Annotated in this window: 15 protein-coding genes and 1 pseudogene; 12 read left to right on the plus strand and 4 right to left on the minus strand. The window is 27.6% G+C overall.

Translation table 11 applies throughout. From position 1 onward, the window contains the following. The first annotated feature begins 1 nt into the window (after position 1). Positions 2 to 2,359 carry an ABC transporter permease gene (locus C7U54_RS07415; protein WP_107029859.1) on the plus strand — a complete coding sequence of 786 codons (2,358 nt, stop codon included), beginning with the start codon at positions 2 to 4 and terminating at the stop codon, positions 2,357 to 2,359. 24 nt (positions 2,360 to 2,383) lie between these two features. Here C7U54_RS07415 and C7U54_RS07420 read toward each other — a convergent pair whose 3' ends face one another. The 3 genes from C7U54_RS07420 to C7U54_RS07430 are packed head-to-tail and all read right to left on the minus strand — an operon-like array spanning position 2,384 to position 3,543. Continuing rightward, entirely contained in the window at positions 2,384 to 2,782 is a 399-nt protein-coding gene (locus tag C7U54_RS07420) for a DUF6120 family protein (protein WP_107029860.1), read from the minus strand. Positions 2,783 to 2,804: 22 nt separating this feature from the next. Next, entirely contained in the window at positions 2,805 to 3,212 is a 408-nt protein-coding gene (locus C7U54_RS07425; protein ID WP_107029861.1) for a DUF6120 family protein, read from the minus strand. After that, positions 3,205 to 3,543: a PadR family transcriptional regulator gene (locus C7U54_RS07430; RefSeq protein ID WP_022002129.1), complete on the minus strand. Its 339-nt coding sequence runs from the start codon at positions 3,541 to 3,543 to the stop codon at positions 3,205 to 3,207. Before C7U54_RS07430 ends, C7U54_RS07425 begins: the two co-directional genes overlap by 8 nt. A gap of 153 nt (positions 3,544 to 3,696) precedes the next feature. Between C7U54_RS07430 and C7U54_RS07435 the strand changes: the two genes are divergently transcribed. From C7U54_RS07435 to C7U54_RS07455, 5 genes and pseudogenes are all read left to right on the plus strand, one after another. Continuing rightward, complete coding sequence (locus tag C7U54_RS07435; RefSeq protein WP_022002128.1) at positions 3,697 to 4,125, plus strand: hypothetical protein; 429 nt, start codon at positions 3,697 to 3,699, stop codon at positions 4,123 to 4,125. A gap of 37 nt (positions 4,126 to 4,162) precedes the next feature. Further along, positions 4,163 to 4,564 (plus strand): hypothetical protein, encoded by a 402-nt coding sequence (locus tag C7U54_RS07440; RefSeq protein WP_107029862.1) that lies wholly within the window; start codon positions 4,163 to 4,165, stop codon positions 4,562 to 4,564. 362 nt (positions 4,565 to 4,926) lie between these two features. Beyond that, positions 4,927 to 5,217: a hypothetical protein gene (locus C7U54_RS07445; protein WP_022002125.1), complete on the plus strand. Its 291-nt coding sequence runs from the start codon at positions 4,927 to 4,929 to the stop codon at positions 5,215 to 5,217. Next, the gene (locus C7U54_RS07450; RefSeq protein ID WP_022002124.1) at positions 5,214 to 5,753 is read left to right on the plus strand and encodes a hypothetical protein; all 540 of its coding nucleotides are present in this window, start codon (positions 5,214 to 5,216) and stop codon (positions 5,751 to 5,753) included. Before C7U54_RS07445 ends, C7U54_RS07450 begins: the two co-directional genes overlap by 4 nt. A gap of 167 nt (positions 5,754 to 5,920) precedes the next feature. Then, positions 5,921 to 6,229, plus strand: a pseudogene (locus C7U54_RS07455) (GNAT family N-acetyltransferase); the annotation flags it as partial. A gap of 130 nt (positions 6,230 to 6,359) precedes the next feature. Here the strand turns inward: C7U54_RS07455 and C7U54_RS07460 are convergent. Then, positions 6,360 to 6,614: a hypothetical protein gene (locus tag C7U54_RS07460; protein ID WP_022002121.1), complete on the minus strand. Its 255-nt coding sequence runs from the start codon at positions 6,612 to 6,614 to the stop codon at positions 6,360 to 6,362. A gap of 326 nt (positions 6,615 to 6,940) precedes the next feature. On the opposite strand from C7U54_RS07460, the gene C7U54_RS07465 reads away from it, so the two are divergent. The 6 genes from C7U54_RS07465 to C7U54_RS07490 form a co-directional block, all read left to right on the plus strand. Continuing rightward, entirely contained in the window at positions 6,941 to 8,380 is a 1,440-nt protein-coding gene (locus tag C7U54_RS07465) for an APC family permease (RefSeq protein ID WP_022002120.1), read from the plus strand. Positions 8,381 to 8,411: 31 nt separating this feature from the next. After that, on the plus strand, positions 8,412 to 9,728 hold the full coding sequence (locus C7U54_RS07470; RefSeq protein ID WP_107029863.1) for a M18 family aminopeptidase: 1,317 nt from the start codon (positions 8,412 to 8,414) through the stop codon (positions 9,726 to 9,728). Position 9,729: 1 nt separating this feature from the next. Beyond that, positions 9,730 to 10,368, plus strand: a complete 639-nt coding sequence (locus tag C7U54_RS07475; protein ID WP_107029864.1) for a hypothetical protein — start codon at positions 9,730 to 9,732, stop codon at positions 10,366 to 10,368. Positions 10,369 to 10,424: 56 nt separating this feature from the next. Next, the gene (locus tag C7U54_RS07480; RefSeq protein ID WP_107029865.1) at positions 10,425 to 11,348 is read left to right on the plus strand and encodes a hypothetical protein; all 924 of its coding nucleotides are present in this window, start codon (positions 10,425 to 10,427) and stop codon (positions 11,346 to 11,348) included. A 10-nt stretch (positions 11,349 to 11,358) separates the two neighbouring features. Further along, positions 11,359 to 12,237, plus strand: coding sequence for an HAD hydrolase family protein (locus tag C7U54_RS07485; RefSeq protein ID WP_022002116.1), 879 nt, complete (start codon positions 11,359 to 11,361; stop codon positions 12,235 to 12,237). A gap of 87 nt (positions 12,238 to 12,324) precedes the next feature. Continuing rightward, the coding region (locus tag C7U54_RS07490; protein WP_146137620.1) for a hypothetical protein at positions 12,325 to 12,623 on the plus strand (299 nt) is incomplete at its 3' end.

Raw genomic sequence — 12,623 nt, forward strand, 5'->3', positions numbered from 1 at the left:
AATGAAGAATCCATTATTTAAAAGATTACCATATATTTTAAAAGATGAAATTGCAAAATATTTAATTATATTTTTGTTTATGGCAGGATCTATTGGTCTTATTTCAGGATTTTTAGTAGCTGATGGCTCAATGATTAAAGCTTATAATGACAGTTTTGATAAATACAATATTGAAGATGGACATTTTCGTTTAAATGATTCTCTTTCAAAAGAAAATAAAAAGGCTTTAGAAAAAGAAGATGTTACAATCTATAATCTTAATTACATTGAAGAAAAAGTAGAATCTTCAAGTACAATTCGTCTCTTTAAACCAAGAAACAAAGTCAATCAAGTCTGTATTATGGATGGAAAACTTCCTCAAAGTAAAAATGAAATAGCGATTGATCGTATGTATGCCGATAATAATAATTATCAAGTAGGCCAAACCATCAAAGTAGGTAAAAAGAAGTTAAAAATTACTGGACTCGTCGCTTTATCAGATTATAGTGCTCTCTTTTCAAAAAACAGTGATTTAATGTTTGATGCTATTAAATTTGGTGTTGGCATTGTTTCTGATGAAGGGTTTGAAAGCTTTAAAGATGCTAAAATCTACTATAACTATGCGTGGACATATAATAAAAAGGTTGATAATGAAGTTAATGCCAGCAATGATTTTTTAAACGTACTTGTTAAAAACGTTTCAGGAATTGATGATTATATTCCTCAATACGCCAACCAAGCCATCCATTTTACAGGTGATGATATGGGTGGAGATGAAGCAATGATGACAGTTTTACTTTATATCATTATTGGAATCCTTGCTTTTGTCTTTGCAATCACTACTAAAAATACCATTGAAAGCGAAGCACCAATGATTGGAACTCTTCGCGCTATGGGATATACAAAAAAAGAAATGTTAGTTCAATACATGACATTACCTATTCTTGTTTCTTTAGGGGCTTGTATTGTCGGAAATATTTTAGGTTATACATATTTTAAAGATGTCATGGCCGGTATGTATTATGGAAGTTATAGTTTACCAACTTATGTTACTATTTGGTCTGGAGATGCGTTTATTAAGACAACGATCATTCCATTTATTATGATGGTTTTAATTAACTATGGTATTTTAATGAAATCTTTAAAATTATCACCTCTTAAATTTATGAAAAGAGATATTAAAAAAGCTAAAAAGAATAAGAAAACACTCGTCTTACATCGTTTAGGTTTCTTTTCTCAATTTAGATTAAGTGTTATTTTAAATAACTTATCAGGGTATGCTACATTATTTGTCGGTGTTTTATTTGCAATTATCTTATTAATGTTTGGAATGGATATGCATCCTGTTCTCGATCATTATCAAGATGTTGTTGTTAATAATATGACTGCTAAATATCAATATATTTTAAATACTCCAGAATCAATTGATACCACAGCCATTGAACAAGCTTTCCAAACGGTTCCTCAAGAATTTAGGGATAGTTTCTTAAGTTTGATTGATGATCAATATGATGAAATGTATGATAACTATAAAACTAAAACCACAGGGGCAGAAGCTTTTTCTCTTTACTCATTAAAAACACTTCCAGAAAGTACAATAGAAGAAGATATTAGCCTTTATGGTTTACAAAATAATAGTCAATATATTCATATAAAATCATTACCCAAAAAAGGTGTTTATATTTCAAAAGATGTTGCTGATAAATATAATTTAAAAAAAGGCGATCGTATTTCTTTAAAAGAAAGCTATAAAGATTTACGTTATACTTTTGAAATTAAAGGCATTTATGATGCACCTGGTAGTATGGCACTTTATATGTCTAAATCTTATTTTAATGAAGTTTTCAACTGTCAAGATGGATACTTCAATGGTTATTTTTCAAATAGAAAAATAACAGATTTAAAAGATGACTATATCGCTTCAACCATTACTCAAGATGATTTAACAAAAGTATCAAGACAATTAAATGTTTCAATGGGAGAAATGTTCTATTTAGTTGAAGGATTTGCAATTGTGATGTTTATTATGCTTATTTATCTTCTTACAAAGATGATTATTGAAAATAATAAAGTATCGATTTCCATGGTTAAAATTCTTGGTTATACATCAAAAGAAATACAAAAAATGTATGTTCATGCCACAACGATTGTTATTATGATTTCAACGTTACTTTCTTTTGGAATAACAACATGGATCTTATCTTATGCTTTCAAAATTGTTTTTGAAGAATATGCAGGATGGCTTCCTTTCTATGTAGAAGGTAGTGTTTATATCAAGATGTTTATTATGACAGTTATTTCTTATTTGTTTGTCATGATGATTCAAATGAGAAAAATCAAGAAAATCCCAATGGATGAAGCGTTGAAGAATGTTGAATAAAAAAATAAGGCTCTAAAAGGAGCCTTATTCATTTTCTATGCGACTATCTTCAGTGATTTCTTCTACCCAATATCCATGAATACTGTCTCTTGCATCTTGGTAGAGTTTGTTGAAATGATAAATTTCTAAACACCAAATACCAATAGATATAAATATAATAATGGTTACTAATGTTTTAAAAATATATTTTTTATTAAGTTGCTTTATTATGTCATCGTTTTCTAAACTTTCAATATATGATCCAGCAACTTCATTAGGACTACCAAATTCATCTATGATATTTTGATAAGTACAATTAGGATGAGTATTTGAAAATTCAATAATTTTTTGTGTTAGTAACCTTAGAAATTCTTTTTTATCTTTAGAATAAAAAGGAATAATTTTTTTAACATATTTTATATATTTTTTGATTTCTTTATTCATTTTTTACTCCTAATTTAAATACTTATTTTTCTTGTTTTTCTTTTGCTATTTTTTCTTTATATTCTTCAGCTGTATATGTTTTCATCTTTGTATGTTTTGCTTCATCAATCAATTGATTGATTCGATATCTTTCAAATCCCCAAACACTTATGCATAAAATAATTATGACAGAAATAAAAATATTTATAATTTTCTTTTTATTAAGTTTCTTTATAATTTCGTCACTATTTAAAGTTTCAATATAAGAACCAGCAACTTCATTAGGACTACCAAATTCATCTACGATATCTTGATAACTACAGGAGTCATGTTCATTAGAAAATTCAATGATTTTTTGTGTTAATAACTGTATAAATTCTTTTTTATCTTTTGAATAGATTGGAATAATTTTTTTAACATATTTTATATATTTTTTTATATCGTTACTCATCTTTTTTGCCTTCACCATATGCAATGATTTCAAATACACCTTGCATATTCTTTCTAAATTCAATAATTGTTTGTTCTAAATATTCTTTTCCAATTGGTTCAATATGATAATAAACTCTGATTTTTTTATTAACGATCTCATCTCGACTTGAAATATATTCTTTTTTTAATAAATTATGTACAACAGGATAAAGAGTACCTTCTTTAATATCTAATGAGCCATTGGAAATTTCTTTAATTAATTTTACTAATTCATATCCATAACAATCCTTTACTTTCAACAAACTTAAAACAAGCATATCAATATTAAAGAAACTGTTAGATTTTGCCATCTTTTATCACCCAAATTGATTATAACACACGAATTATTATAAACAAGATACTATTATAATAAAAGTATAATTGACATAATGGTAGAAAGACGTATAATGAAAGTAAGGAAAGCGCTTCCTTGATTCATAATATTATGGATGGAGGAAAAGAAAATGAAGAAACAATATGATGTTTGTCTTATTTATTTAAGCTATGTTTTTGAAATAATAGGTTTATTAGCATTCAAATACTTTGATAATTACATTTCTACCCATTGGATTACAATAGGAACGGATGGAAATCCCATTTATGGGGAAGTAGGCTTGCTTTATAATTTATCAGTTGTCATACATTATTTGTTTTATTTTATAATATTTGTTTATTTTTTTATGATGATTAAAAAGGTTGTTTCTAAAGAATGTATTGATCTTAAAAGAAATACTTTTCTTTTATTTGGATTACTTGTAATTGATTTGGTTATGTATCATTTTTCAATTATGACAATGTTTCATTATTCAAGTGCCATAACTTTTATGTGCGTTGGTTTGATTATTAATATGGTTTTATATTTAAAATATCGTACGTATTTAATTAATAACTAAATGTTTGAGTGGTTTTAACAAGGAAGGGTGAAATAAAATGAAAGCAAAAATGGTTTTATTTCTGTTTGTTATGGGAGTAATATTAGGTGGATGTAGTGTAAAATCTAATAAGGATATTTTATTAGATGATACTAAAACAATCATAAAATATAGCCCTTATCAAAAAATGTTTATGGATTTGAATAGCAATTTTACAGAAGAAGATGTTAAAAAATATATAGGAGATCATCGATTGATAGGAGGCAGAAGTAGTTTAGGTGATTATTTTGAATATCACATATTTTTATCAAAAGATGACAATAAAAAAGCTTGTCAAGAATTTGTAGCAGTACGTTTTTTAAAAGATGGACAATTAGAGGGGTTTCGATATGTATCTCCAGAATTTGAAGGCTATGTATTTTATTATGTAAAAGGAGTGTTTTTAGAGTTTAATGATTAAAATGCAAAAGATTATTCAGGATATTATTATCGAAGTTTACCAAAAAAAGGAAATAAAAAAGGTTTAGAAATAGAATATAAAGATAATACAAAGAGAAGCACACCCTATTATCCTATTTCAAACGCCAAAGAAGCAATAAACTTTTTGATAGAAAAATAATATTTTAATAACCATTGTATTGTTGAAAAGTAAGTAAATATATAATAAAATCTTTTAAAAATTATAATAAGGAGAAAAATATGAAAAGAAATATTGGAAAATATGCTTTATGGGTTACTTTATTTTTAATAGCAGTAGTTGTATTTTGTCTTTCATTGATTTGGCTTTCACTTGCCTGCATGTAAAGGAAAGGATGAAATTTTATGTTTTATTGGATAGCGATAGAAATTATTTTTCTTATACGTATTGTAGGACAAATTATACAATTGCTAAATAAGGAAAATAACTATGGATTGATCATTATTAGAATTTCTAATGTTTTAGGAATACTGTTGATTGCATTAGCTTTTATACAAAATCCAATTCATGAAATGAATAGAGTAAAAGATAAATATTGGAATTATTATCCAATATATCTTGTAACAGCATTTATTGATCTTATTTTAGAAGTTTTACTTCGACATGGATTATATAAAAAGGAAGAAAAGTTATGAAAAAATTGATTATAAAAATGTGTGCATTCATGATTTTGATAACACTTTTTACAGGATGTCATCAACAAAATAAACTATATTCATTTGAAACAAAGAAAATAGATGATCAAGTTATTTTGATTTTGAAAAATACATCAAATAAGCCAATTGATCTATCATTAAAAGATCAAAAAATAAAATGTTTACCTGCAAGTAAACAAAGTGTTTTCATTTTTAAGAAAAATGAATTTAAAGATACTTATTATGACGAAATAGAAGCAAAAGAAAGTACCCAATATCAAGAGTATAATAATTTTGATGTTGATCGAATAACTGATATTTCTTTACAACAATTAAATGAATGCATTAAGAAAACAAAAAATGATAAAAAGAAATGTTATGGGGAAGTTATTGTTTTCCTTTATCAAAATAAAGACCTTGTAGATATCCAAAAACATGATTTTATTTTAAAAGGAAAAGAAAAAGTAATCGCTTTTGAAAGTTCAAATGGATGGGACGATACAAAGGTTATAGAAAATATATATGTAAAAAAATAGGTTCGTACATAGAGGATTTTATGGAAATATGTAATGGTGTTGATTATCTAGATCAAGTAAAAGAATTAATTATAGAATATACAAAACGTTTGGGACGTGATTTATCTTTTCAAAATATTGATGAGGAATTATAAAATCCAGCAAAAAAATATACAGCTCCTGAAGGAGAACTTTTAGTGGCTGTAGAAAAGAAAAAGGTGATAGGAATGGTTGCCTATCATCGCCATTCAAAGAGTCGCTGTGAAATGAAGCGTTTGTATGTAAAACCAAAATATAGAGAAAATAAATTAGGTAAAAAGCTTGTTTTAGAAATTTTAGGGCATGCTAAAAAAGCAGGGTATAAAGAAATGGTGTTGGATACGCTTATTCCTTTACAAGTAGCTATTCATCTTTATAAAAAAGTAGGTTTTGTTGAATGTGAGGCGTATTATCATAATCCAATGGACGATGTTTTGTATTTTAAAAAGATACTTTAAGTTATTGGGCAACCAATAACTTTTTTCTCACAATTTTTTACTTTTTCCCAAAACAGCATGTCATTTGGGAGAAAAGTAAAAAATGGGCAATTATTGAGTGATAAAAAAAGAGAGGCAAAACCTCTCATAATTATTTTATGTTCTTTTTCCAATAGTGCTGTATTTGTTCGAGCTCTTCATAATTGATTCTTAAAATATGATCTTTAATTTGTTTGATGAAATCGTCTCTAGAATGAGGACTGCTAAAATAGAAGGGTCTACCCTGAATGTGATCACTATCTAAAATTTCTATCAACATTTTAGAATATTCTACTTTGTAGACTTTTTTAGGATAGTTATTTTGATCACAATGAATCATGTCTTTAAAATATAATGTATTTTCCATATTTGTCACCTCTTTTGATTTATATTAACAAAGATGGCATGTATTTGATGAACTAAACAGGTGTTTAAAAGGCAAATATTTGGTGTTAAATAGAAACGAATAATAATAAAAGTTTATTGATGATAAAAATAGAATATTATATTTTGGGATAAATGTATGCTTTTTTAGACAATTTACGGATAAATGTCTAAAAAAGAGTACAATGAAATAAAATATATAGCATTTATCGACATAATACGATATAATAGTGTATCGTGAAGTACAATATTTGTATTTTATTTAAGAATAAACGACCTAAGTTATTCAAAAAATATGGAGGTAAAATCATGGAAGATTCAAAAAAAATCAAGTGGTATGGTTTAGCTTTCATGGCGTTTTCTACTGTTTGGGGATTTGGAAACGTTTTAAATGGCTTTATCTACTTCAATGGTATCCAAGTAGTTTTTAGTTGGGTATTAATGTTCGCACTTTATTTTGTTCCTTACGCTTTAATGGTAGGAGAACTAGGGTCTGCGTTTAAAAATTCTGGTGGAGGAGTAAGTTCTTGGGTACATGAAACATTTGGTCCTAAACTTGCATACTATGCTGGATGGACATATTGGGCATGTCACGTTACTTATATTGCAAGTAAAGGTAGTGGTGGTTTAAAAGCATTAAGCTGGGCAATTTTTAGAAATGCTGAATTTTATGACTCACTTCCAACATTATATGTGCAACTTGCAACACTTGCGGTATTTTTATTTTTCTGTTGGTTTGCTAGTAGAGGGTTAAATCCACTTAAACAATTAGCAACACTTGCAGGAACAAGTATGTTCGTTATGTCAATTTTATATATCTTAATGATGTTTGCTGCACCAGCAATTAATCCAAATGGGGGATATTTATCATTAGACTTTAGTTTTGACAAAATTGTTCCACAATTTAATGTCAATTATTTTACATCACTTTCTATTTTGGTATTTGCAGTTGGTGGGTGTGAAAAAATTTCACCTTATGTAAATAAAGTAGAAAATCCTTCAAAAGGATTCCCAAAAGGGATGATTGCACTTGCAATCATGGTTATGGTATGTGCTATTTTAGGTACATTTGCTATGGGTATGATGTTTGATCCATCGGTAATCAATGCATCACCAGAATCATTCAATTCATATGTATCAAATGGTGCTTACTGGTCATTCCAAAAATTAGGTCAATACTATCATATGGGAGATGCATTACTAATTATTTACGCATTATGTAATATGATTGGACAATTCTCAACATTAGTATTAAGTATTGATGCACCACTTAGAATGTTATTAGATAATGAAGATGCTAGACAATTTATTCCATCTAAATTATTAAAACAAAACAAATATGGTGCTTATGTTAATGGAATTAAAATGGTTGTGGCTTTATCTGGAAGTATTATTTTAATTCAAATCATTGGTGGACAAGGAGCTGCTGGAGTATTAGCCCAATTAAATAAATTAAATTCAGTATGTATGCCAATGCGTTATGTTTGGGTATTCTTAGCTTATATTGGTTTAAGAAAAGCTTATGATAAGATCCCAGCTGATTATCGTTTTGTTAAGAGTCAACCAGTTGCTTTATTCTTTGGTGGATGGTGTCTTTTTGTAACAGCTGCATGTTGTATCATGGGTGTTTACTCAACTGACTTATTTACAATGGCTTTAAATATTATTACTCCTGTTGTTTTAACTGCATTAGGAATAATTTTACCAGCTATTGCTAAAAGAGAAAAAGCTAACGCTATTACAGAATAATTGTGATAAAATATAGAAGAGGTGTTAGAAAATGTATAGGGGAATTTCAAAAGAATTATTAGACTTTTTACAAAAAAGTCCTACAGCATTCCATGCTGTTGAAAACATTAAAGAAGAATTAAATAAACAAGGTTTTGTTGAATTATTAGAAGGTCAACCTTGGAAAATGGTTCCAGGTGGTAAATATTATGTGACTCGTAATAATTCAAGTATTATTGCTTTAAAGGTCGGAAGCAATTTAGAAAATTATAGTTTTAATGTTGCTGCTTCACATAGTGATTGCCCAACTTTTAAATTAAAAGAAAATGCTGAATTAGAAGTTAAGGGTAAATACACACAATTAAATACTGAAGGTTATGGAGGAATGATTTGTTCAACTTGGTTTGATAAACCATTATCTATTGCTGGACGTTTATTAATTAAAGATGGAAATGAATTAAAAACACAATTAATTAATATTGATCGTGATTTAGTATTAATTCCTAATGTAGCTATCCATATGAATAGAGCTGTTAATGATGGTTATGCATATAATAAACAAATTGATATGTTACCATTATTTGGTGGTGCTGATTGTAAACCTGGTGACTTTAAGAAATTAGTTGCTAAAGAAGCAGGTGTAAGTGTTGAAGATATTTATGGTAGTGATTTATATCTTTATAATCGTACAGCGCCATCTATCTGGGGAGCTAACGATGAATTTATTTCAAGTCAACATTTAGATGATTTACAATGTGCATTTACTTCATTAAAAGGTTTCTTAGCAGGTGGAAATGATCAATCAATCAATGTTTTAGCTTGCTTTGATAATGAAGAAGTTGGTTCTGGAACAAAACAAGGGGCTGCTTCAACACTTTTATATGATGTATTAAAACGTGCAAACAGTGCTCTTGGAAAAACAGAAGAACAATTCTATTGTGCGATTGCTTCAAGCTTTATGCTTTCAGCGGATAACGCTCATGCTGTTCATCCACATATTCCACAAAAAACAGATGCAACAAACTGTGTTTATATGAATGAAGGAATTGTTGTTAAATCACATGCTGGTCAAAAATATACAAGTGATGCGGTAAGTGTTGCGGTATTTAAAGACTTATGCAAAAAAGCTAATGTGCCTGTACAATTCTTTGCTAATCGTTCGGATGAAGCTGGAGGAAGTACTTTAGGTAATATTGCAATGGCTCAAGTTTCTATGAATAGTGTTGATATTGGTTTATCACAACTAGCAATGCATTCAACTTATGAAACTGCGGGTATTAAAGATACTTATTATATGATTCAAGTAATGACTGAATTCTTTAATTGTCATATTAGTGAAGTTAACAGTCATTCATTAAAGGTAGATTAGAATGAAAGAAAAGAAGTACGATATTTATTTTGAAAATAGTGTTAAAGTAAAAAGTTTAAATGATGATTATTTTAAATGTTATCAAGAAATTGAAAAAACATTGTTTAAAAAGCAAAAAAATGTTTTAAAAACAAATATTTTAATATCTGAGATTTTAGATTATATGCTTATTTGTCAGGAAAAAGGACAAACAGTTAAACAAATGATTGGACAAAGTAGTCAATCATTTGTTGATCAAATTAATCGAAAAATAAATTATAAAGAAAAAATCAATCAGTTAAAACAAAAAGACTTAAATAAATATGAAATGTCTGGTATTTTACTTACAATGTGTATCTATATTGTACTTCTTTTTGTTAAAGAATTGATTGGAAATCATTATTTAATCAATTACTATATTGATTTACTTGTTGCTGTAATAATGCTTTGTATAAGTATTAAACAACTTCTTAATCAAAGAAAATTGATTAAAAGATATCAAGTATCAATTCAACCTTTTGTACTTGAAATATCAAGTATTGTGATTTCATTATTGATTTCAATTGTGTTTTATAACAGTCCTTTTGATATCACTTTTGTTATATTAGTAATCGCATTTTTTACAAGTAAAAAAATGTATTCAAAATCCTTAAGCAATTAAGGATTTTTTCTTTGCATTCTTTTAAAAATATAGTAAAGTATTATAAGGTGATAAAAATGGAAAAAGAAATCATATTAGAAAATTTAGATGAAAGTATTGTTAATGAGGCAACCTTTTATAGTCAACAAAATATTCCTTCACAGATATCACAAGCACTTTATTTATATGGAAGTACAACAGATTATCAAGTATTAGGATTTATTGATGCAAGTGGTGATGGAAGTAAAGGAATGATCTTTACGGATCAAGGAATTTATTTTTGTTTTAAAGAACCACATTCATTTTTATATGAAGATATAGAAGAAGTAGTACTTATTAAAAAAGAAGAAGGTTTTGATTTTTATGCGAAAATCAAGACAAAAGCAAATACTTTTGTTTTTAAAAATAAATATTTAAATTTAAAAGGATTTATTGAATGTTTAAGTGAAATTTTAGAAATGCCTGTTCATTATGAAATGTCAGCTTATGAAAAAGTAGGATACTTTGTACCAATTGTTTTAAATGATTTAAAAGATGATGTTTATGAAGATTTAGAATTAGATGATCAACAATACCAACAAATTAAAGATATTGAACATGAATTAGAAATGGCAAAAGAACTTAAAGATTTAGATTATCAAAATGAATATCGTTCTTTATGTCGTTATTGTTTAGATTTCTTTGAAAGTTTAGGATTGGATAGTGATGAAATTGATGCTTTAAATGAAGCACAAAGTTTCTTTGATCAACAAGATAGTCAAGAAAACCAACAATTAGAAGGGGCTAAACGTTGGGTCGATGAAATGATGAGTAATTATCAAAATGGTGATACAGGAATGTATGATCAAATGAAATCAACGATGGAAAGTTTAGGTATTGATGAAGAAAGACTTAAGAATATGTCTAATGAAGAAGTTGATCAATATGTTAAAGAAATGTGTAAAAAATTTGGTATTTCACAAAGTTTCTTTGATAAATTAAAGGATAAGTTTGGAAGATAGAGGGTAGAGTATGATTAAATTAGTTGTTTTAGATGTGGATGGAACAAGCATTGATAGAGATAATCAATTTTATGATGATGATATTAAAGAGATTGATTTTTATAAAAAAAAGGGCATTGAATTTATGTTTGCTTCAGGTAGAGATATGAATATGATGCTTGATATGATTGAAAAGTCTCATGTAGATGGTGATTTGATTATTAATAATGGGACACAATATCGAAATATTGAAGGAACTAAAAATATTGCGCATCCAATGGATGAAGATGCTTTTAGAAAGATGATTCCTATTTTACAAAAATATAATTATCATATTTCTATTCATACAACAAAAGGAAAATATATTTTAACAGATTTTGAAAGCTATTGGGATCTACATGTTAAATTATTAATGAAAGGTCGTGAGGGCGTTACTTTAGAAGACCTTCCAAATACGACATTCTTTAGAAGATGGGGTTATTTAAATGATTGTACCTCGGTAAAATCAATTGATGATATTTATAACCAAGGAGCTTTGCCTTTAAAAGTAGATGCTAGACATTTAAATCCTGAAGAAGCAAAGGACGTAAGAGAACGTTTAGATTGTATACCTCATTTAAACATTTCTTCATCATATGAAGATAATATTGAAATTACTTGTGATGATTATGATAAAGGAATCATGTTAAAAGAAGTTTTAAGATTAAAAGGATTGAATCTTGATGAAGTGGCAACTTTTGGAGATGGTTTAAATGATGTGTGTATGTTAAAAGGATTCCCTTATAGTTTTACACCAGCTAATGGATGTAAGGAGGCTAAAGAAGCAGCAACCTATACACTTACTAAAACAGGTGGAAATGGTGCTATTCAAGAAGGACTTCATATTTTAAAAGATTTAGATTTGATTTAACTTTCAAAGTAAAAGCTTTGAAAGTTTTTCTTTTTTAAAGAAAAACGTCAAAAAAATGTCTATATAATAGTAGGAGGGATAAATTAAATGGACAAAGTACTAGAAATCACATCAAATGATCATATTATTATGATTGATAAACTCTGTAAAAGAATATTAGGACATCCTGAAATCTTAGGAAGAATCATTAAAGGATTTATTAAAGAAGCTAAGGATGTATCTTTAGAAGAAATCATTGAACTTATTAAAGAAAAGAAGGATCAGGAAGGGAATTCTTATTTCCAACAGCTAAATAATGTCATCGATATTGCTCATCATGGAAGAGTGGAATTCGATTATTTCTGCTGTATCAATCTGCCACAAGATGATGGAACAATGAAAAGAAT

Source organism: Faecalibacillus intestinalis (genome assembly GCF_003024685.1).
In the GTDB taxonomy this organism is placed as follows: domain Bacteria; phylum Bacillota_I; class Bacilli_A; order Erysipelotrichales; family Coprobacillaceae; genus Faecalibacillus; species Faecalibacillus intestinalis.